The sequence below is a fragment of the Thiomicrospira microaerophila genome (assembly GCF_023278225.1).
GTDB lineage: Bacteria > Pseudomonadota > Gammaproteobacteria > Thiomicrospirales > Thiomicrospiraceae > Thiomicrospira > Thiomicrospira microaerophila_A.
This window is the reverse complement of record NZ_CP070959.1, coordinates 2,001,504-2,021,713: the sequence shown is the minus strand read 5'-3', so window position 1 is coordinate 2,021,713 and position 20,210 is coordinate 2,001,504. Positions and strand designations below refer to the sequence as shown.

21 protein-coding genes are annotated in these 20,210 nt (G+C 42.9%); 16 read left to right on the top strand and 5 right to left on the bottom strand.

Features of this window, described 5'->3' with window-relative positions:
* The first annotated feature begins 114 nt into the window (after positions 1 to 114).
* The 7 genes from JX580_RS09750 (at position 115) to JX580_RS09720 (ending at position 5,798) form a co-directional block, all read left to right on the top strand.
* Complete coding sequence (locus tag JX580_RS09750; protein WP_248850355.1) at positions 115 to 1,119, top strand: SIR2 family protein; 1,005 nt, start codon at positions 115 to 117, stop codon at positions 1,117 to 1,119.
* A gap of 11 nt (positions 1,120 to 1,130) precedes the next feature.
* On the top strand, positions 1,131 to 2,864 hold the full coding sequence (locus JX580_RS09745; protein WP_248850354.1) for an ATP-binding protein: 1,734 nt from the start codon (positions 1,131 to 1,133) through the stop codon (positions 2,862 to 2,864).
* A gap of 121 nt (positions 2,865 to 2,985) precedes the next feature.
* The gene (locus tag JX580_RS09740) at positions 2,986 to 3,555 is read left to right on the top strand and encodes a hypothetical protein (RefSeq protein ID WP_248850353.1); all 570 of its coding nucleotides are present in this window, start codon (positions 2,986 to 2,988) and stop codon (positions 3,553 to 3,555) included.
* A 76-nt stretch (positions 3,556 to 3,631) separates the two neighbouring features.
* A complete protein-coding gene (locus JX580_RS09735) occupies positions 3,632 to 4,321 on the top strand; it encodes a TIR domain-containing protein (protein WP_248850352.1) in 690 nt (229 codons plus the stop codon).
* A gap of 174 nt (positions 4,322 to 4,495) precedes the next feature.
* Positions 4,496 to 5,053, top strand: a complete 558-nt coding sequence (locus JX580_RS09730) for a dihydrofolate reductase family protein (RefSeq protein ID WP_248850351.1) — start codon at positions 4,496 to 4,498, stop codon at positions 5,051 to 5,053.
* Positions 5,054 to 5,116: 63 nt separating this feature from the next.
* The gene (locus JX580_RS09725; RefSeq protein ID WP_248850350.1) at positions 5,117 to 5,416 is read left to right on the top strand and encodes a type II toxin-antitoxin system HigB family toxin; all 300 of its coding nucleotides are present in this window, start codon (positions 5,117 to 5,119) and stop codon (positions 5,414 to 5,416) included.
* 13 nt (positions 5,417 to 5,429) lie between these two features.
* Positions 5,430 to 5,798 (top strand): helix-turn-helix domain-containing protein, encoded by a 369-nt coding sequence (locus JX580_RS09720; RefSeq protein ID WP_248850349.1) that lies wholly within the window; start codon positions 5,430 to 5,432, stop codon positions 5,796 to 5,798.
* Positions 5,799 to 5,857: 59 nt separating this feature from the next.
* On the opposite strand, the gene JX580_RS09715 is transcribed toward JX580_RS09720, so the two are convergent.
* From JX580_RS09715 to JX580_RS09695, 5 genes are all read right to left on the bottom strand, one after another.
* Entirely contained in the window at positions 5,858 to 7,063 is a 1,206-nt protein-coding gene (locus JX580_RS09715) for an ATP-binding protein (protein WP_248850348.1), read from the bottom strand.
* Between the two features lie 101 nt (positions 7,064 to 7,164).
* The gene (locus tag JX580_RS09710) at positions 7,165 to 8,061 is read right to left on the bottom strand and encodes a LysR family transcriptional regulator (protein ID WP_248850347.1); all 897 of its coding nucleotides are present in this window, start codon (positions 8,059 to 8,061) and stop codon (positions 7,165 to 7,167) included.
* 49 nt (positions 8,062 to 8,110) lie between these two features.
* On the bottom strand, positions 8,111 to 9,301 hold the full coding sequence (locus tag JX580_RS09705; protein WP_248850346.1) for an ATP-binding protein: 1,191 nt from the start codon (positions 9,299 to 9,301) through the stop codon (positions 8,111 to 8,113).
* A gap of 199 nt (positions 9,302 to 9,500) precedes the next feature.
* Positions 9,501 to 9,887, bottom strand: coding sequence for a type II toxin-antitoxin system VapC family toxin (locus JX580_RS09700; protein WP_248850345.1), 387 nt, complete (start codon positions 9,885 to 9,887; stop codon positions 9,501 to 9,503).
* Positions 9,884 to 10,129 (bottom strand): type II toxin-antitoxin system Phd/YefM family antitoxin, encoded by a 246-nt coding sequence (locus JX580_RS09695; RefSeq protein WP_006460730.1) that lies wholly within the window; start codon positions 10,127 to 10,129, stop codon positions 9,884 to 9,886. Before JX580_RS09695 ends, JX580_RS09700 begins: the two co-directional genes overlap by 4 nt.
* Before the next feature lie 554 nt (positions 10,130 to 10,683).
* Between JX580_RS09695 and JX580_RS09690 the strand changes: the two genes are divergently transcribed.
* The 9 genes from JX580_RS09690 (at position 10,684) to metE (ending at position 20,174) form a co-directional block, all read left to right on the top strand.
* Entirely contained in the window at positions 10,684 to 11,412 is a 729-nt protein-coding gene (locus JX580_RS09690) for a hypothetical protein (RefSeq protein ID WP_248850344.1), read from the top strand.
* Positions 11,413 to 11,531: 119 nt separating this feature from the next.
* Positions 11,532 to 11,786, top strand: a complete 255-nt coding sequence (locus JX580_RS09685) for a hypothetical protein (protein ID WP_248850343.1) — start codon at positions 11,532 to 11,534, stop codon at positions 11,784 to 11,786.
* A gap of 5 nt (positions 11,787 to 11,791) precedes the next feature.
* On the top strand, positions 11,792 to 12,340 hold the full coding sequence (locus JX580_RS09680; RefSeq protein ID WP_248850342.1) for a hypothetical protein: 549 nt from the start codon (positions 11,792 to 11,794) through the stop codon (positions 12,338 to 12,340).
* Positions 12,327 to 12,560: an ABC-three component system middle component 6 gene (locus JX580_RS09675; protein ID WP_248850341.1), complete on the top strand. Its 234-nt coding sequence runs from the start codon at positions 12,327 to 12,329 to the stop codon at positions 12,558 to 12,560. The genes JX580_RS09680 and JX580_RS09675 overlap by 14 nt, the downstream gene beginning before the upstream one ends.
* Entirely contained in the window at positions 12,547 to 14,244 is a 1,698-nt protein-coding gene (locus JX580_RS09670) for a DUF2326 domain-containing protein (RefSeq protein ID WP_248850340.1), read from the top strand. The genes JX580_RS09675 and JX580_RS09670 overlap by 14 nt, the downstream gene beginning before the upstream one ends.
* A gap of 652 nt (positions 14,245 to 14,896) precedes the next feature.
* Entirely contained in the window at positions 14,897 to 15,802 is a 906-nt protein-coding gene (locus tag JX580_RS09665) for a hypothetical protein (protein WP_248850339.1), read from the top strand.
* Between the two features lie 93 nt (positions 15,803 to 15,895).
* Entirely contained in the window at positions 15,896 to 16,501 is a 606-nt protein-coding gene (locus JX580_RS09660; protein ID WP_248850338.1) for a hypothetical protein, read from the top strand.
* Between the two features lie 91 nt (positions 16,502 to 16,592).
* A complete protein-coding gene (locus JX580_RS09655; protein ID WP_248850337.1) occupies positions 16,593 to 17,486 on the top strand; it encodes a hypothetical protein in 894 nt (297 codons plus the stop codon).
* A gap of 336 nt (positions 17,487 to 17,822) precedes the next feature.
* Positions 17,823 to 20,174 carry a 5-methyltetrahydropteroyltriglutamate--homocysteine S-methyltransferase gene (metE, locus tag JX580_RS09650; protein ID WP_248850336.1) on the top strand — a complete coding sequence of 784 codons (2,352 nt, stop codon included), beginning with the start codon at positions 17,823 to 17,825 and terminating at the stop codon, positions 20,172 to 20,174.
* The last annotated feature ends 36 nt before the right edge of the window (positions 20,175 to 20,210 follow it).

Here is a 20,210-nt window from a genome sequence, read left to right as displayed (position 1 = left end):
ATGGGGTAGGATTGATATTCAGTTTTTTTAAGAAAATTACGTGGTGCTAAAGCACTCCCGTTCACTTTACACTACCAAGTAAACCATATTGCAGTTTTATTAAAAGAGTATCTAATGAGCTTTGAAAATCAGGCACAAGATTATTATTCGAAAGCCCCTGTTATTATTTTAGGGAGTGGCGCTTCAGCCGCCTATGGTATGTCAGGCATGGGAAAATTGGCCGATTATTTAATTGAGCACACCGATGTTTCTGATCTTTTGGAAGAAGAGCAAAGCAATTGGGGTGAGTTTTGCAACGCTTTGAATTCAGGGATCGACTTAGAAACGGCTTTGCATCAGATACAAGTATCCCAAGCACTAACAGACAAAATCATTAACCATACCTGGACTCTTATAAACAAAGAAGATTTGGATATATTCAAAAATAGACTCGAATGTAATGAGCCGTTTAGTCTCGGTATTCTGCTTTCTCATATGTTCAAATCAAGTATCTCTACAATTAACATCATTACTACAAATTACGATAGGCTCGCTGAATATGCATGTGATAGGGAAAATATTCACCATTACACAGGATTTAGTCATGGTTATTTCCGTCAGCTATCTCAGCCATCCGAAGTTAAAGTTTCACGTAAAGTTAATATATGGAAAGTGCATGGATCGCTTGATTGGTTTGAGTCACCCTTAAAAGACGTTATTGGATTATCGCACTTAGAAGAAATCCCCGTCGGATACTCTCCTCAGATTGTGACGCCTGGAACTCAAAAGTACCAAAGAACTCATCTAGAACCATATCGTTCAATTATTAACAATGCTGACCTTGCGATTACAAATGCGGCGTCATATCTGTGTGTTGGTTATGGATTCAATGATGAGCATATACAGCCAAAGCTTATGAGTAAATGTGTACGGCAAGGGGCACCAATTACTATTGTGACACGCTCAATTTCTGAAGCTACAAGGAGGCATGTTATCAATGGCGGCGTAAGCAACTACCTAGCAATTGAGCGTGGCGCACATGATGACCAGTCAGTGATTTATAGCTCTCTTGAAAAAGAGCCAGTATTTGTTGATAAAAATTTATGGAGCCTCCAAGGCTATTTGACATTAATAATGTAGGGGGCAGAGCGATGCCAATTTTTAATTTTATGGACGATGATGCACTTGGAAAAGTGGCATCTGTTGATACGGCTACAGTGGTTGTAGATGTAGACAATGTGGACCAACTGAAAAGGTTACAGGTAAATCATTTAGCTGTGTTGCAAAGTAGTAGGCCAGGACAACACCTCATAGGTTTAATTGTTCAAGTTACAAGAAAGAAGGCTATTACAGAGATAATCGATGAGGGAAGTGTTGATCAATCTCCAGAGCTTAATCTCTGCAAAATCGCTCTCATTGGTACTTTGTTGGATCGCGACGGTGAAAAGGAAAACGTATTTCGTAGAACACTTGAGTCAGTTCCTGAAATTGATGCTAACTGCTTTTCACTGGAGGGTGACAATCTTACTGGGTTTATGAGAACCCTCTCAAGCATTGCGGGCGATGGAAATGCTTTAACCCTTGGAAAATATACTCTTGATGAGCATGCCGTTGCATATCTAAATGGGAATAAATTTTTTCAACGCCATGCATTTATAGGTGGAAGCACGGGGTCGGGAAAGTCATGGACTACCGCCAGAATCATTGAGCAAATGGCAGGGTTGAGCTCTGTCAATGCCATAGTGTTTGATCTTCATGGTGAATACTCCCCGCTAGTAGGCGACGGTATTCAGCAGCTAAAAGTTGCTGGCCCTGCTGATGTAGAAACAGGGCGAACCTTGGAAGACGGCATTCTTTACCTTCCTTATTGGCTGCTTTCCTACGAGGCTCTGGTGTCAATGTTTGTTGACCGTAGTGATCAAAATGCCCCTAATCAAGCGATGATTGTGGCTAGAGAAATAAACCAGGCAAAACGTCAATATCTAAAAGATCATGGACATGTTGATATTTTGTCTCATTTTACGGTAGACAGCCCTGTTCCTTTTGACTTACAAGAGTTACTTGGTCGGCTAAACTACATAAATACTGAGATGGTTCCGGGTGCTAAAGCGGGGTCAGAAAAACAAGGCGATTTTTTTGGCAAGTTAGCGAGGATGATATCTCGCTTAGAAAATAAGATTTCTGATCGTAGACTTGGTTTCCTGTTTAATGGTGGCGATGACATTCTGGATTTCTCTTGGTTAAATCGGCTGTCTACAAAGCTGCTGGGAAGTTCTTCCGAAAACGGAAGTGCAGGTATCAAGATTGTCAATTTTTCCGAAGTTCCTTCGGACATTCTCCCTTTAATAGTTTCCTTAGTGGCGCGAGCTGCATTTTCAGTACAGCAATGGACTCCAGCGGAGTTGCGACATCCTATCGCCTTGCTTTGTGATGAGGCACACCTTTATATGCCGCAAAAGAGCTCAGCAGACTCAGCTGATAGTGTATCAATCGAGATATTTGAACGGATAGCCAAAGAAGGACGTAAGTATGGCGTTAGCCTGGTAGTGATTAGCCAAAGGCCGTCAGAGGTAAATAAGACCATGCTGAGTCAGTGTAGCAATTTCATATCTATGAGACTGACAAATGCAGAGGATCAGGGTGTTATTAAAAAATTACTTCCAGATAGTCTAGGTGGTTTTGGAGACATTCTTCCAACCTTAGATACGGGTGAGGCATTGATAGTTGGTGATGCTAGCTTGCTACCCAGTAGAATAAGAATCGACGAACCACTCAATAGGCCAAATAGTGGAACGGTTGATTTCTGGGACGAATGGCAGTGCCCTGTAAAAAAAGACCGGCTAACGTTAGCTGTAGATAATTGGCGTAAGCAAAATATTCAATAAATTAATATTTAACGTTAAAAGGACTCTTTCTTTTAGGTTGGGTCATTTATTGTATTGATCATTAAAAATGGGTGCCATTTAAGTTATGTTGATAAATGTTGTAGCGGAGGAGGAATATTAAATGGCAGGAAGTGACCAAATCGGCCTTTATATAGGTCTTTGGACAGTTTTGGGGGCCTTGGTCGGAGGTTTTATATCTACCCTCTTAACTCGTGAACATAAGATTTCGACGTTTCGACAAGAGTGGATAGATAAGGTCAGAAATCTCCTATCCGAGACCTTGACGCAAGGAGAAGTGTATACCGATGTGGCTTATAAAAATGATGAAGAGGCATATCGTGAAAAAGTAAAACTTCTAGCTCTAATCTGCCAGTTGAAGCTCTTTTTGAACCGAGAAGAGCAACCTTCAAAAACTGTATTGGAAAATCTTGAAGGAATACCAGAAGAATACTTAGGCAGATCTGGCGGAAGACAGGAATACGCAAGGTTAAAAAATGAGCTTGCCGTGCTTATGCAAAATCTACTTAAAGAGGAGTGGAATCGTGTCCGAGACGGTGAGCTTATATGGAGTGCAAACAAATACATCAAAAGCAAAAAGTGGCCAAAGTGGGTTATCCTGACAAGATTGAAGTTGGCAATTTTTCTAGGGTTTTTTCTTATTTTGTTAGCAACCTGCATGGTTGTGCTGTGAATATCCTGCATTATTATGCTATGCAGGTGATGCTCGTGCCTTAAGCTTGCATTAAATGACAATAGGAGGTTATTCAGTGAACTTACAGAAAGTACAGGAAATACTTGTTGCTAACGGCTATATGGTTGATGAAATTAAGCCAATTGGCTATGGGCAGCAGATTAAATTCACCAATGGTTCGTCGGTGAATATTTATGACTCAGGAAAAATCGTCGTAGGTGGTAAAGAACAAGAAAATGTTAAGGCAATGTTAGGGCTTAACCCTGGTGGTCAACCGACCGCTGTACCAGCGGCAGGAATTGTACGTGGAAACAATAAAGTTTTTGTTGTTTACGGCCATGATGAACCCGCTCGCACTCAGCTAGAGGCGATGTTGCGCCGTTGGGGAATGGAGCCCTTAATCCTTGATCAATTGCCATCAGAAGGCCAAACCATAATTGAAAAGCTGGAAGCCTACACTGCGGATGTCCAATTTGCAGTAATTTTAGCAACTCCAGATGATAAAGGTCACCGTGCTCAGCATCCAGATGAGTCGGCATACAGGGCGAGGCAAAACGTGGTGCTTGAACTCGGCATGTTGCTTTCTAAGCTGGGACGTAAGCGAGTGGCAATTCTCCTAAAACAGCAAGAAAACATGGAGCGTCCCTCTGATATTCAAGGCCTGATTTACATTCCATTTAGAGATGATCTTGCTAAAGAGGCTGGTTTAATATTGGCAAAAGAAATGTGCGCTCAAGGTTACAACATTGATGTTGCACGTATCTAAATTACTCCTTAACAATTAAAGAGCAGTTATTTTAGGTTGTTGAGTAATGGCTTGATGTGGCTGAACAGTTCAGAATCAGTCGCTAAGAGCAAAAAATAATGGCACTTAGGTTTATGGCATAACACCTTTAACCACCGGCTTGGTGGTTGATCAATTTTTTTCAGTAAAGTAGTTATGAAAACTCAATATTATGTTGCGTCATCGTTGGATGGGTTTATTGCGACGGAGGCGGATTCGCTCGATTGGTTGTTTCCGCTGGGAAGTTTAGAAGAGTCGAGTTATGCCGATTTTATTGCGCAGGTTGGCGCGTTGGCGATGGGTTCTTCAACTTATGAATGGATTTTGCGTAATGCAGAGGCTGTGATGGCTGAAACCGGTTCACCTTGGCCTTATACCCAGCCGACTTGGGTGTTTTCCAGTCGTACACTTCCTGCTGTTGTGGGGGCGGATATTCGGTTTGTGAGTGGTCATGTGGCGGATGTATTTGCAGACATGCAGACGGCGGCTGGCGATAAGAATATTTGGGTAGTCGGCGGTGGCGATTTGGCGGGGCAATTTTATGATGCCGGGTTGTTGGATGAGTTGATTGTGCAAATCGGTTCGGCCACTTTAGGTCAAGGAAAACCGTTGTTTCCGCGTCGGGTTTTAAGCCCGACCTTGCGTTTAACGTCTGTTCAACAAATGGGCGCAGGCATGGCTGAGCTGCGTTATGACATTCGAAATAGGCATTGATGTTTTTATTGACAAATCTTTATTATTTCCCATAATGGGAAAGTTGTGAAGGGCAGATACTTAATGAGAATAATTTCTAGAGCCACGTTAAGAGCATTTTGGGAAATGCCTGATTACTCTGATGCGGAGCAAGCTTTAAAGGCTTGGTATGACGAGGCTAAACATGCTAGTTGGCTGACGCCGCAAGATATTAAAAATCAGTTTCGAAGCGCGAGTTTTGTCGGTAATAACCGCGTTGTTTTCAATATTCATGGCAACAAGTATCGTTTAGTCGTGGCCATAAATTATTCATTATCTGTTTGTTATGTGAGGTTTGTCGGTACTCATAAACAATACGATAAGATCGATGTCGCAACTATTTAGAAGGGGGTTATTTATGAAAATCAAGCCGATTAGAACAAAAGATGAATATCAAGAGGCCTTGAGTCGGATTGATTCACTGTTTGATGCCCAGCCTGGAACGGATGCGGGGGATGAGTTGGAGGTGTTGATTACCTTGGTGGATGCGTATGAATCTAAAATGTATGTGATTGAAGCACCTGATCCCATAGAAGCTATTAAGTTTCGCATGGAGCAACAAGGCCTGTCCGATGCGGATTTAACGCCTATGTTGGGACAGCGCAGTCGTGTGAGCGAAGTGCTTAATCGTAAACGTCGTTTATCGCTGAGCATGATTCGCAAACTTCATCAGGGTTTGAATATTCCACTAGAGTCTTTGATTTCTGATTATCAACTTTCTGTTTAACCGCCTAAGGGCATGACGCAAGTGTAAGGCAAAGGTCGCTCGGTCAAGTATTTTCTGTCTTAACCCAAATAGGCCATCGGCAACGCCCAGAGTTTGTCACCGAATTGCACGGCGTGGTCGCCTAAATAAAACACATAACCGCCTTTAAAGTTATCGCCGAGGTTTTCAGCAAAAGGCTTTATATGTTTAAACGCGGACGCGTCAATTTGGCTGGACGCTTTCACTTCGATGCCAATCGTTTGTTGTCCGCGTTTCACAATCAAATCTATCTCTTTTTGATCACTGGTGCGCAGGTGATAGAGCTCGGTCGGTTCAAGTGTCGTTTGTTTAGCGCGATACAATTCGCTAAACACAAAGTTTTCCGCTATTAAGCCGCGATAAGGGCTTTGCCAAAAGCTGTCTAAATTCACTTGTAACATATTGCACAACACCCCGGTATCCATGAAAAACAATTTCGGCATTTTGACATGGCGTTTGGTGAGGTTATCCCAATAGGCGGGCACTAATTTTATTTGATAGGTGGTTTGCAATAAGGCCAAGTAGTCATCCAATAAGGCGGTGCTGATACCGATGTCGCGCGCCAAACTGGCTTTGTTAAGCAGGTTAGCACTGCGAGAAGCCAGGATATGATATAGCCGATAAAACGCATCTTTTTTACGGATTTCGGCCAGGTTAAATGCGTCGCGCTCAATATAGGTGGTGATGTAAGCGCCCATCCAAAGTTTTTGCAAACGTGCGTCGGAGAGGGTTTGCATTTCTGGATAACCACCACTTAGCATCTGTTCAATGACGGGTTTGTCTAACGTTGGTGTTTGTTGTGTTATTGCGCCATCGAATAAATCATCCAGCAGGTTTTGCGGGTGGTTATTGAGTTCACGCAGGCTAAAGGGGGTGAGTTCGAGTACACCTAAACGCCCGGCCAGCGAGTCTTGTACATTCTTCATGCCAAGCAGATTGGCTGACCCCGTGAGCAGGTAACGACCATTCTGACGATTTACATCAATGTCTTGCTTAATCGCCAGCAGTAATTCGGGCACACGTTGAATTTCATCAATAATCACCGGCTTGGGCAGGGATTGAATAAACGTCTGCGGGCTGTCTTGTGCCGCCATATACAGGGTGATGTCGTCGAGCGTGACGTAATGGTAATCGGGCAAGGCCATCACCAACGTCGATTTTCCGGTTTGGCGCGCACCACCTAGCCATATCGCCGGAAACAGTTTGAGATAGTCGTTTAGCAGGTTTTGAATATGGCGTTTAATCATAACTTAGCATCCTTTTTTATAAATTATATATCTTTACCTTTATAATTTACATAATTATGGATGATTTGTTTTTATCCATCCAACCAGGCCTGGTGCGCTGCTTAATGCCCCATGGTTTGTTTAATGCGGTCGATAAAGTCTTGGATATAGGGCGATTGTTTGGTTTGGGTGGCGGCGTAGAGGGTTGACCAGAGGCCGTGTTGGCCGAGGCGTTTGCGCGGCAGGTGTTTAAAGTCGTCTTGGGTATCGAGCAACCATTTTGGCAGGGCGCATACGCCGCGCCCGCTTTCAACACGATGCAACATCATCAGCGTCATGTCGGTGTGTTCGGTGGCTTTTGGCCGCAGGTTGTGCGGGGTCAGAAACTGGCGGAAAATATCGAGCTTGTCTTCACTTACCGGATAGCAAATCAGGGTTTCGTTTTGCAAGTCTTGCGGTTGCAACCAGGCCTGGTTATGGGTCGCGGTGTTGAGCGGATGGTTCGGTGGCAATACCAATTGAATTTCATAGCTAAATAACGGCTCAAACTTCAATTCGTCGCTTTCAAGCGGGTCGGACGTAATCACCAAATCCAATTCATGTTTCAGCAAGCTGGGCAGCGCGAGATTGCTCAAACGTCCGGCAATATCGACATCGACATTCGGCCATTGCGCTTGATAAGGGCGCAGCAGCGGCAATAACCATTCAAAACAGGTATGGCATTCCACGCCAATTTTCAGCCGACCTTGTTCACCGGAGGCGAGGCGTTTGAGTTGGTTTTCGGTGTGGTGGATTTGTGGCAAAACCTGTTGCGCCAGTTGCAACAGCAGCTTCCCCGCAGGCGTGAATTGCAACGGCTGGCTTTTGCGCTCAAACAATTTGAGTTCAACACTGTCTTCAAGTTGTTTAATCTGATGCGACAGCGCCGATTGCGTCATAAACAAGGCATCGGCGGTTTTCACTAGATTGCCGTGCTTCGCCAGCGCATCAAGAGTTTTAAGGTGTTTGATTTCGAGCATGGGTTTGCCTGCTTTTTAACTATCAATTTTATTCAATTTAATTTGAGCTTTAATACAACAGTCCGAACATCCATAGCGGGAGGGTGTTGTGATGACCGACTTCGATATCGTCAAGCGCTAGGTAGCTATGGTCGAGCGATTGAAGCTGTTTTTTGGTTTTGCCTGCGCCGCCTATTTCAAAGATAGCCTGTTCATCAATAATAAAGTCGGCTTGGTGGTGATAATGCACCTGATGCTGATGGCTCAGTTGCGATACAAAAAAGCTTTCGCGCACACTGCCGCTATTGGGTTCGGCGCATAACACATAAAACAGATTCGGATTAGCCAGCAGCAGTTTATTCGGTTTATTGACCGCGCGCATGCCGCTGCCACCGCGCAGGTGATGAATCAAATCAGCCGAGGCCATGAGTTGAATGTATTTATCGATCGTCGGCCAGGAGGCTTCGAGGGCAGAGCTGATTTTGGCTTTATTAAGTTCCAGTGGCGGTGTCGCGCAAAGCAAATAGAGCATCTTTTTCAATTTATCAAGTTTGCTGGAATCGATATGGAAAATACTGGTGAGGTCGGAGTCAATGGTGTGGTTAATGACTTCGAGCAGTTTTAATGGGTAATTGTTAAGGGATTCTTGATAGAACGGATAGGCACCGTGTTGCGTGTAAGCGCGAAAATGCTCAATCGGTCTAAATTGTGCGGTCAAATCCAGCGCAATGTCTTGATGGTTTTTCAACAATTCGGCAAGGCTGAACGCCTTAATTTGAATGCCGGTTTCAATTTCTAAAAACTCGCGGAATGACAAGGCGGGTAAATGAAACATCACCGCTCGGCGGGATAAGTCTGCCGATTGATGCGTCATTTGCATCGCCGAAGAGCCGGAAAAAATGACTTTTAAATCAAAGGTGTCGTAAATTGCCTTGAGTGACGCACCGAGTTGTTTGGCTTTGTGACTTTCATCGAGCAACAAAAGCTTGCCACCTTCTTGGTAGAACGTCATCGCCAGTTCAAACAGGTCGGCATCCACCATCGCCGGATGATCACACGACACATACAACACTTTGCTCAAAGGCAAGCCGCATTGTTGGGCATATTGCAGCAGCAGGGTGGTTTTGCCACTGCCGCGCGCGCCCTTAATGCCAATCAACCGGTCATTGAAATCAATCTTGCTGAGCAAGAACCGCTGATAACTGGGCTGGCTACGCTGCAGGATAAACTGCGAAGTCTGACGAACAACGCTATGAATCATGTTTTATGCCTTTTTAGGTTTTGTATAAAACATAATTTATAGCAAATTGCTTTTTGTGGCAAGTTTACTTTAATTAAATCAGGTTGTCGTTTATGTTTATGAAATTATTTCGATTAATTTAGCCGTTCGTTAGCCGGTATTAAAAATAACCAGGCCTGGTTGTGATGGTCAGGATTTGCGGCTTCTTTTAAATCCCTAACTAAACCATTAACACCATACTGCCGTATTTTTCAATTTGCGTGTCATGAGTCATGAGTCGCATCGGCTCGGTCATCGCCTGTGCAATCAGCAGTCGATCAAATGGATCTTGATGATGGTGGGGTAATTCGGCAATCGCAAGAGTGTGTTCGGCATAGATGGGCAATATTTGATAGCCTGCGGCTTGAAAGTAGCTCAGTGCTTGTTTGGCATCAACAGGCATATCGCCCTTGCCAGGGCTGTGTTTGATTGCAATTTCCCACAAACTGACGGTGCTGACCCAAATGGTATTTTTGGGATTTAAAATGGCCTGTTTAGCTTGAGCATTGAGGCGGGGGCTGTCGGCAATCGCCCAAAGCGCGATATGGGTGTCGAGCAAAATATTCATGCGTCTTGTCCTAAAAACAGCTTGGCGACCTGGTCGTTATGAGCATCAATATCATCGGGAATGATCAGATGTTTTGCAACGCCAATTCTGAGCGTGGTATCAGGCGTGGTATCAAGTGGCACCAGCTTGGCAACCGGACGGCCGTGGCGCGCAATAATAATCTCTTTTTCTTGATGGCTTTCAATCGCCTCGATCAGTCTAGAAAGCTGAGACTTGGCTTCAAACATATTGACCGCGTGCATAATTTTATCCTTAGCTAAGTTTAGTTTGATTATACGGCAAGCTTTTCGGTTATCCAAGCTGAACCCGGTCGTATTGATTGAAGGCGAGTCCTATAGCTTGATGACGCAGGGCATGGCGGGAATCGATTTTTTAATATCGGGGATATAGGTTTTAACCCAATGAAAGCGGTGCTTAATGAAACCAGGCCCGGTGTGACGCTGATAAAAAAGTGGAATATTTTCAAGTAATTGACGGACTCTAGTTTTTGTTAAAACGACAGGCAAACGCTGTGGTTTTTTTCGCCCGTGTCACATTTTTAACCTAAGTCTGTTCAGTGCGTATAGAATAATACCTAGTTCGGATGCGTTTACGCACAAGATCTCGTGGTTTAGGCGCTGTAATTTATGCCTCATAAAATGGTTGAGAGTTGAAGTTAAACTTAATAATAACATGGTGTTATGCTAATTCAATCTACGAAAAAATCGATATAAAACAGCAGTTTTATAATTTATTGGCATGCTTAATGTATTTGGTTTAGGATGTCTAATAATAGTTAGGCGAAGAGTGCTTATACATGGGTAAAAAAAGCAGACTGAAACGGGAACGCCGAGAGCTAAAAGAGCATGGCTTGTCAGAGAACTCATCTCGGGCGCTCGTTCTGCTGGATGAACACAGTCAATCTGTATATCGGTTCTTTCAGGAAGAATGGCAAGCTGACGCGCTTGCGCGTGGTGATGTTTGGCTTAGTACCCTAGAAACGTGCAGAGCTTATGAGAATCCTGAGCAAGGAGACTCCGAGGAAGGGCACGAAACCTACAATTCAGGTCATGCAGTTGGTGGCAGCAGCGATCCGGAATTGGTTGAAGTCGCAAGAAGAAGTGGGATTCATATAGGGCCAGGGTGCAGCAACATTACGATAAGCAATAATATCAGGAAGTCAGTCCTTCACGACGCTTACGTGCTCTGCACAACAACTGAGTTTTCGCCAGAAAAATTAGGCGAAACTTTTGGCAGGTACTGCGTTGAAATAACGAATCCCAGACAATTCTTTATTGCCGTATCGGAGGTCCTTGAGGGGATAGTTTCGATTAGAGAAGCTGCTGCTGGAAAAGTTATTTATAAAAACAGGCTCTACACCGGCATGGAGCGTCCGCCGGGGCCAATTGGATTTGTAAAGCCGCCTGACCTCTACGCGAGTCAAAAGGAGTTCAGGCTTTTGTGGCTTCCTCGGGAAGCCAATGGGTTAAATCCATTTCTCTTAAAGTGTCCCGAAGTAGGTGGTTTGTGCAAACGAATCGCCTAACAATACGCTGTTGTCGGACAATTTTTCCACCGCTTCGCGGTTCCATAATTGCCGCAAAGCTTCGCGTTATAAACCTGAATCGGCTGCGAGTCGTTCGTCATAGTATAGGTGCAGAGAATATGGATTTAATTACTTCATTCCTGTCAAATCCAATTGTTGGAATTATTGGGTACTTGCTTTCATTCGTGGCAGCAATAATCGCAATCGTTCAATACTTGGGTAGGTCAAAAGCTGAAGAGGAGGCAAGAAGTTTACGGATTGAAATAACAAATCTTCAAGCCAATACAAAGAATGAGAACACTGTTCGACAAGGCGAAAAATCACAGTATTTCCAAGAAAACAGTGGCCCAGTAAATATTGATAATAGGGGCTAAAGAAAATGTCAAAAGGTGTGACATTTAATGACAATAAAGGGGCGGTCACTATCATTGATGAAGGTGGTTCCGCTCGTCCTTCCATATTAGGAAAGTTAATTGAGATCATAGCAACAAGTGATCAAACAGAAATTAATTTAGATAGAGATCCAGCCAAAATAGACGTAAAAATCAATTTTAACGATCTAAAAAACCATAAATGGATTATTGAAGAATACATACAGTCTTCATTACTCATTGATGAATCAATTGAAGCGTTGAATCAAACTATTCTGAATGGAAGCACAAAGTTAAAGAGGCAAATGAAAGCCTTTTATAATCGTGCATTAGACAAATACTCGATCAATAGATCCCCCTTTGACCTAGATAAATTGAAGCTTAATTCTGACGCGATTGTGGATGAAGTAATTTCATTAACTAAAAGATTTGTGAAAAACTCAGCAGATTTAAAGCAGGGCTACTTTGAGGAAGATATTGATTACGGAGTTAGCTTAATAACAAGCTATAGCATTATCGAATGTATAGTTTTGGAAAATCCAAATGATCACAATTGACTCTGATCCAAAACTCAACCCTATAAATATCGGCGCATTTATTCTGAATGTGATGGCAACATATGACTATACGGAAATTGAGATAGAAAGTTTGTTTGAGAAGGTAAGGAGTGAGTTTAATGCATCATTCGACGTTTTCGTATATACACTGGATTGGCTGTTTATCGCGGGGGCTATTCGCCTAAGCGAAAAAGGAAATATTACGTATGAAGCTAATTAAACTGTCTGTCTATAAAAATAGTGAGTTAATTAGAGTTGTTTCCTTCAAAAAGGGGTTGAATTTAATAGTAAATTCTATTTCTCAGTCTGGAAGTACGGGAAATAGCGTCGGAAAGTCAACGCCATCAAGATTAATAGACTATTTATTTCTATCATCTGGCGAGGATATTTATACAGAAGCAGAATTTGGCAAGCCAATTCCAGATGTGTATAGGTTCATAAATGAGAATACGATTTATGTGGAGCTTGAGACTGAAGGATTCGATCTAAAAGAACACAGAATTGGAAGAACATTAACAACCGATCCAAAATCATCGGTTTATTATCTTGACTCTAAAGTATGTGATAAGAGCGACTATGCGGATCTTGTTGCCAAGCAAATATTTGGCCAAGTAAATGAAAAGCCTTCAATCAGAAATCTTTCTCATAAATTTATAAGAAACACTAATGAGAAAATGCAAAACACGACAAAGTTTCTACATGATAATGCGAAGCCAGATATTTATGATCAACTTTACTTATTTCTATTTGGTTTTTCTGGAATGGATCTTTTAAAAGATAAGGCCAATCTAAATAATAAAATTAGAACCAAGACGAAGCACTTGGCGGCTTATAGGAATCCTCACAGGGAAAGCGCATTACAAAAAATGATAGCGCCACTAAAAACCGAAGAAGCAGAGCTTCAGGAAAAAATTGACGCGTTTGATTTTACTGGGAGTCAAGATTCAAGTGTTAAAGAGTTGGTTGATATTCAAAATAAAATATCTGATCTGACTATTGGCTACTCCAAGATTAAGACCAGATTAAGTTATTTGGAAAAGTCAATTAATAAGGTTAGAGAAAGTGCTGCGAGTGTCGCTGGAAAAGAGCTAACCACTATTTATGCAGAGGCGGGTGTAGCTATCAGTGATGGCTTAAAGCGTTCATTTGAAGATCTTGTGGTTTTTCATAACAAAGTGGTTTCCAATAAAGTAAATCTCCTGAAAAGTGATTTTGATAAATATCAGGAAGAGGAGGCAAGAGTAAGAGATGAAATATCTTCTCTACAAAATATTGAGTCTGGGATCTTTAAGCACATAAAAGAGCCAGACACTCTTAGGTCTATTGGGATTCTTTATAACGATTTGTCCAAGATTAAGGAGCAAATTGCAGGTATATCTGCTTTATTGGATAAAATTGAGAACACAAAGTCTGAGATTGAATCTTTAGAAAGTAGCAAGCTAAAAGTTGTTCAAGAAATAGCAAAAAATACAGACGCTCTTGATAATAATGTAGAGCTATTTAACGAATATTTTGGTGAGCTAAGTAAGTCATTTTATGGTGACAGATATATCTTCGATTTAGAGTTTGATGTAGAAACCGAGAAGTGCAGGTTTGACGTGGTTAATATTGCCCCGAACCCAACTGGTGGAAAGAAGAAAGGGGAATTAAGCGCATTTGATCTAGCATATATTCAATTTGTAAAGGCGACCAACATAAAACGCCCATCTTTTGTAATTCACGATAGTATTGAAGATGTTGATGTGAACCAAGTGTTTGATATCTTTCAACGAGCCGAGCATCTTGAAGGGCAATATATTGTGGCGCTTTTAAGCGATAAGTTGGTCGATCCAAGATTCGATTTATTAAAAAATCAGTCTGTCATTCTTGAGCTTTCCGAAAGTGATAAATTTTTTAAGATCTAGCCAAAGCCCCCATTTATAACCGCAGCTAAAAGTAGAATTTTAAGTCGCGCTAAATTCTCGATTAGCTAACTCCACTTTTCGGTTATCCAAGCTGAATCCGGTCATATTGATTGAAGGCGAGTCCTATACCCTGATGACGCAGGATATGTCGGGAATAACACGGCGCCAAATTAGGCAGTGAAGGCGTTGATCTCACGCATTTCAGATCAGACATATTGGTGTCAATCGATTTTTTAATATCGGGGATATAGGTTTTAACTCAATGAAGCGGTGCTTAATGAAACCAGGCCTGGTTTGAATTTGATAAAAAAGTAGAATATTTTCAAGTAATTGACTGGCTTTAGTTTTTGTTAAAACGACAGGCAAACGCTGTATTTTTTGGCCCGTGTCACATTCTCAACACAAGACTACTCAGTGCGTATAGAATAGTACCTAGTTTGGATGCGTTTACGCACAAGATCTCGTGGTTTAGGCGCTGTAATTTATGCCTCATAAAACGCTAAGGATTGAAATTAAATTTAATAATAACAAGGTGTTATGTTAATTCAATCTACGAAGTTATCGATGTGAAACACCAGCTTTATAATTTATTGGCATGCTTAATGTATTTGGTTTAGGATGTCTAATAATAGTTAGCAGTACAAGGAGAATTATGAGTCAATCTGAAATGAAAGAGGCGTCTACATTCGTCAGGGTGTTGATCTCAATATTCTGTCTGTTGCTGGCTGCGATGGTGATATTTAACTATGTCTGGGTTGAACCGAAAGGCGAGTTAAATAACGGAGTTGTATTTCTCCTATTTCTTTTGCTAGTGCTTGTACTAGCCGAGTCGTTTGATAACTTCTCTCTTGGAAAATTGCTCACGATCTCTCGCGAGGTCAAAAAGAAAGAAAAAGAGGTTCAAACACTAGAGAAAAAGAACAGCGACCTTTTAACTCAGTTAATTTCTGTCACGAGCAATAACACACAAAACCAAAGTCATACCAACGTGTACGGCGACTATCACGCACCACCGACCGTAACCAAGGCGTCAGTCGAAGAAGTAGAGGAGAGTAAAAGCTCGGAGCAGTCGCCGACAAGAGCAGAATCAACGGCACCCGTCAGAGTTAGCTATAACTGGAGGGAAGCTGAGAAATTGTCCTTGTCAAAATATTTGACTTCAAAGAAAATCCACCAATCAAATGTAATAACGGAAGCCAAACTAACAACGCAGTTTCATGGTGTTGACCCTGTGAGCAACATTCAACCAATCTATGATGCTTATTACAGAGATGAAGACTATGAAATATTTGTAGAGTTTAGGCCAAATAGAGGGGCGCCATTTATGTATCGAGATCGCCTCTATATGATGCTTAGCAAGATCTCCCACTACAAGGCAACTAAAAATGTAAATGCTTATCTTGAGTTGGTGCTAATGAACATTCCTGAAGAGGAGCCATCAAGAAGTGGTGGGTTCGATAGGCTTTTGGAACATTTCGAGCCGGCTATTGCTAGCGGTCTTCTTCGGGTTAGCGAAATTGAGTTCAGTGAACAAGAGCTGGCAAGCATCAGAGAGTGATGCTTCTAACAAGCCACTGCACGCGGAAATTTTACTCGTTGCGCTCCCAAAATTCCGGTGAGTGGGGCGTTACATGCTATCCAAGGAATCAAGTTGAGCAACATATTCGAAGTTAAAGGCTTCTTTTACGAGTCCAATGGGCACAAGTTACGCAAGTATCTAGACATCAAGCGAGTTTGTGTAGAAATGAATGAACCTGATCTCATGGTAGTAATGATGAATCCAGGTTCTTCTTACCCATTGGACGGTATCGATAATAACTTCATACCATCAGAGGCGGAGCCGGACAATACACAACAACAAATTATGAGAGTCATGGATGCCGTGGTATTTAACTACGCCAGGATTCTTAATCTATCTGATCTGCGCACGCCGGTTTCAAGAGAGTTATATCGTTTCTTGAGGTCCGAAGAGAGCAGAGTAGTAGAGCATTCGATTTTTTCGCCTAGTCGTCAGGCTGATTTAGCGCAGCTATTCGTTAACGGTATTCCGGTTATTTTTGGCTGGGGCGTAAACCAAGCCTTAATTCCATTGGCTAAACAAGCCATAGAAGCCTTGTGTATTAGCAACCCTATCGGAATTTTAAAGCCAAACACTAAATACTCGTACTATCACCCACTACCGCGAAACTATGCAAAGCAAATTGAGTGGGTTGAGCATGTAACAAGTCAAATCAGTCGGACGCATATCTCCGGCTGAGTTTGAAAGACGTTATTTTGAGAACACTTAAAAGTGTCGAGTAAGATCAGGCCTTACCAGAATACAGGCGTTATAAGTGTAAGGAACACATATGGATATCTCAGAAGAATTGGCTAAAATTGCAATGCGTAATCTTGAACACAATAAATCAGATCTTATTGGCTTAAAGGTTAAGTTGGATAATTACTTAAACGATAAGAATGCAGGCCTATACCTTTCTCATCTTTACAGTGGCGATATAAATGAAGACTGGTTTGAAGCGCAGTGCAAGTCAGCATGCAATCAAATTGAGAAAATTGTTGACAGTAAGTCTAAGTTCAATGAATTTTACAAAAATAACCTAACTGAAAACGATCTTGTGTTGCTCACTCGAGAATTAATTTCTGATATTTCATTGCTTAATCAAATTTCAGGTGGCCGTTTCGCCTTGGATTGTCAAGTTAGCCGCGATAACTATCTGTCAAGCCATCAATTCTTTCTACATGCGAAATTCTCGTACTTCACCCACAAAAACATACCTGAAACAACTTGTAGAAGTTTTAACTTTTCCACAATGCCAACATTAATACGCCAATCTATCGAAGTTAAGTTAAAAAACATGATTAGGTTGGAAAAGGTCGAGAAAATTGGTGGTGGTTTTAAATTTGTTCCGATAAGCTCCCTGCTAGATTTTTTTGCTAACAATACTGACCTTATAGAGTTTCCGGTGTGTTTAAATTTATTAAAAGCAATCAATGAATGGACTAACTCATTTGTTCATACAGGCGTTGTTCCTTTTTGTTGGCAAAGCTTAGAAGCTGTTGACTTAATAGAAGATTTATTTTCAATAAAGGATGACGCATCAGGCTCATTGAGCTTGCATGGATTTAGTTACTTTAAACCCAATGTAACTATTAGCGATCTTCAGTTGGCTTTAAATAATCACTTTAAGGCTGAATTTACATTGAGTGAGATGCGTGTAGAAGGTTGTGTAATACGCTCATAACAAGTGGTTCAGGTGACACCTACGGCGCACCTGAACCAAGCGTTAGCAATCAGAATTAAGCAGGAGTCTGCTCTTGTATTGTAAAAATATTTAGGAATGAGTATCACTAGGTTTAATAGCTAGAGTTTTCGGCCGCTGTGTAACCCCCCCATTTATAACCAAAACTAAAAGTAGAATTTTAAGCCGCGCTAAATTCTGGATTAGCTAACTCCATCCCATTGCTATTAATTTTCTTCAAGTTAATCTGAATTTTATTCGTTTGTTTTCATGTTTGTGGCGTCTTACCATAATCGGCGATCACACTTTTGTTGGTTGAAACAATACAAGGAAACAAACATGACAATCAAAACCCACAACCTCGGTTATCCGCGCATTGGCGATTTTCGTGAATTGAAATTTGCGCTGGAGGCCTATTGGAAGGGCGATAAAACCCAAGCCGAACTCGATGCGGTGGCGGCGGAGATTCGCTATCAAAACATTCAAACGCAAATTGCGGCGGGCATTGAGCTGATTCCGTTGAATGACTTTGCCTATTACGACCAAGTATTGAATATGAGCACCTTGCTGGGCGTGATTCCCAAGCGGTTTCGTCAAGAAAATTATGAGTTGGATGTCGCGTTTCGGATGGCGCGCGGGCGTGCGCCGTCGGACGACCAGGCCTGCTGTGCGGAACACGGCCATCAACAAGCCCAATCGAAAGCGGGCTATGCGGGGGCGATGAAGAAATGGTTTGATACCAATTATCATTACATTGTGCCGGAGCTGTATGACGACACCGAGTTTGCCATGACCGATACGCGCCTGTTTGCGGAAGTGGCGGAGGCCTTGGCGCTCAAGGGCGATGGGCAGAATATTGACTTTAAACCGGTGTTGGTCGGGCCGGTGACTTATCTGTATCTAGCGGAAAATGTCGGCCATGCGATTCCTAAGTTGAGTCGTTTGCCAGCGCTACTAAACGTCTATCAACAGATTTTACAAAAACTGGCCGAGCAGGGGATTCACTGGGTGCAAATTGATGAGCCGATTTTGGGCTTGGAACTGAGCACAGAATGGCAGCAGGCGTTTGATCTTGCTTATGCGGAATTGAGCCAAGCACCGGTGAAAATTCTGTTGGCGACCTATTTTGAAACCCTGGGCGCGCATTTGGATTTAGTGTGCAATCTACCGGTAGCAGGCCTGCATTATGATGGTTTGCGCGGCGAAAAGCAGTTAAATGCGCTGATTGAGCAGTATCCGGCGGCTAAGGTGTTATCGCTCGGTTTGGTTGATGGTCGTAATATTTGGAAAACCGATTTAAATGCGGCGCTTGCCAGCCTGCAGGCCGCCAAAGATAAGTTTGCTGATCATTTGTGGATTGCGCCGAGCTGTTCGTTATTGCATGTGCCGGTGAATCTCGAAGTGGAGGACAAGCTCAATCCTGAGCTGAAAAGCTATTTGGCGTTTGCCAAACAAAAACTCGCCGAGGTGAAGCTGATTGCCGATGCGCTAAATGGTCAAGCTGAACAAGCCGCGTTGCAAGCAAACGCCAAGCTGATGGCAGACAAACAGCAATCTAAGCTGATTCATAATGCCCAAGTGCAAGCGCGCTTGGCGCAGTTGGCTAGCTTGCCGCTTGATCGTGCTGCGCCTTATAGCGAGCGCGCGCCACTGCAAAAAGCCAAGTTTAATTTGCCGTTATTCCCGACCACCACCATTGGTTCGTTTCCGCAAACGGCTGAAATCCGCCAAGCACGTCGTCAGTTTAAAAACGGCACGCTGACTGAGGCGCAGTATATCGAGGCGATGCAAGCGGAGATTCGTGATGTCTGTGAGCGTCAAGAACGTATCGGCATTGATGTGTTGGTGCATGGCGAGCCGGAGCGCAATGACATGGTGGAATACTTTGGTGAGCAGTTGGATGGCTATGCCTTTACTCAGTTTGGTTGGGTGCAGTCTTACGGTTCGCGTTGTGTGAAACCGCCGATTATTTTTGGCGATGTGTCGCGTCCGCAAGCGATGACGGTGAGTTGGTCACAGTATGCGCAAAGCCAAACTGATCAGATTATGAAAGGCATGTTGACCGGCGCGGTGACCATGTTGCAATGGTCGTTTGTGCGCAATGACCAGCCGCGTGAAACCACCTGTAACCAAATTGCCTTGGTCTTGCGTGACGAGGTGCTGGATTTGGAAGCCGCCGGTATTCATATGATTCAAATTGATGAAGCGGCTTTACGCGAAGGCTTGCCGTTGAAAAAGTCGGATTGGGCGGATTATTTACGCTGGGCGGTCAACAGCTTCCGTGTCACCACTTCGGGCGTGCAGAATGACACCCAGATTCACACCCATATGTGTTATTCCGAATTTAATGACATTATCGAAGCGGTGGCGGCGATGGATGCCGATGTCATTACGATTGAAACCTCGAAATCCAATATGAAACTGCTGGATGCGTTTGTTGATTTTGCCTATCCGAATGAAATCGGCCCAGGGGTGTATGACATCCATTCGCCGAATATTCCAACGGTCGAGCAGATGGTGCGTTTGATTGAAAAAGCGGCCCAATTGATTCCGGCTGAACGGCTATGGGTGAACCCGGATTGCGGTTTAAAAACTCGCGGCTGGGCGGAAACCGAACCGGCACTGGCAAATATGGTCAAAGCGGCACAACAGCTTCGAGCGCAATTTGCCGACAAGCCGAAAACGGCTTAATGTCGCCTTAATCCGTAAATCCTTTGTTTAATAAAA

What these genes read in the sequence shown, in the direction of transcription:
- JX580_RS09710 (WP_248850347.1), bottom strand. Translation starts at nt 8,061, where the DNA reads ATGCTCGAAATCAAACACCTTAAAACTCTTGATGCGCTGGCGAAGCAC.
- JX580_RS09655 (WP_248850337.1), top strand. Translation starts at nt 16,593, where the DNA reads ATGGATATCTCAGAAGAATTGGCTAAAATTGCAATGCGTAATCTTGAA.
- JX580_RS09705 (WP_248850346.1), bottom strand. Translation starts at nt 9,301, where the DNA reads ATGATTCATAGCGTTGTTCGTCAGACTTCGCAGTTTATCCTGCAGCGT.
- JX580_RS09725 (WP_248850350.1), top strand. Translation starts at nt 5,117, where the DNA reads ATGAGAATAATTTCTAGAGCCACGTTAAGAGCATTTTGGGAAATGCCT.
- JX580_RS09685 (WP_248850343.1), top strand. Translation starts at nt 11,532, where the DNA reads ATGGATTTAATTACTTCATTCCTGTCAAATCCAATTGTTGGAATTATT.
- metE (WP_248850336.1), top strand. Translation starts at nt 17,823, where the DNA reads ATGACAATCAAAACCCACAACCTCGGTTATCCGCGCATTGGCGATTTT.
- JX580_RS09730 (WP_248850351.1), top strand. Translation starts at nt 4,496, where the DNA reads ATGAAAACTCAATATTATGTTGCGTCATCGTTGGATGGGTTTATTGCG.
- JX580_RS09680 (WP_248850342.1), top strand. Translation starts at nt 11,792, where the DNA reads ATGTCAAAAGGTGTGACATTTAATGACAATAAAGGGGCGGTCACTATC.
- JX580_RS09675 (WP_248850341.1), top strand. Translation starts at nt 12,327, where the DNA reads ATGATCACAATTGACTCTGATCCAAAACTCAACCCTATAAATATCGGC.
- JX580_RS09750 (WP_248850355.1), top strand. Translation starts at nt 115, where the DNA reads ATGAGCTTTGAAAATCAGGCACAAGATTATTATTCGAAAGCCCCTGTT.
- JX580_RS09700 (WP_248850345.1), bottom strand. Translation starts at nt 9,887, where the DNA reads ATGAATATTTTGCTCGACACCCATATCGCGCTTTGGGCGATTGCCGAC.
- JX580_RS09715 (WP_248850348.1), bottom strand. Translation starts at nt 7,063, where the DNA reads ATGATTAAACGCCATATTCAAAACCTGCTAAACGACTATCTCAAACTG.
- JX580_RS09745 (WP_248850354.1), top strand. Translation starts at nt 1,131, where the DNA reads ATGCCAATTTTTAATTTTATGGACGATGATGCACTTGGAAAAGTGGCA.
- JX580_RS09740 (WP_248850353.1), top strand. Translation starts at nt 2,986, where the DNA reads ATGGCAGGAAGTGACCAAATCGGCCTTTATATAGGTCTTTGGACAGTT.
- JX580_RS09720 (WP_248850349.1), top strand. Translation starts at nt 5,430, where the DNA reads ATGAAAATCAAGCCGATTAGAACAAAAGATGAATATCAAGAGGCCTTG.
- JX580_RS09695 (WP_006460730.1), bottom strand. Translation starts at nt 10,129, where the DNA reads ATGCACGCGGTCAATATGTTTGAAGCCAAGTCTCAGCTTTCTAGACTG.
- JX580_RS09690 (WP_248850344.1), top strand. Translation starts at nt 10,684, where the DNA reads ATGGGTAAAAAAAGCAGACTGAAACGGGAACGCCGAGAGCTAAAAGAG.
- JX580_RS09665 (WP_248850339.1), top strand. Translation starts at nt 14,897, where the DNA reads ATGAGTCAATCTGAAATGAAAGAGGCGTCTACATTCGTCAGGGTGTTG.
- JX580_RS09670 (WP_248850340.1), top strand. Translation starts at nt 12,547, where the DNA reads ATGAAGCTAATTAAACTGTCTGTCTATAAAAATAGTGAGTTAATTAGA.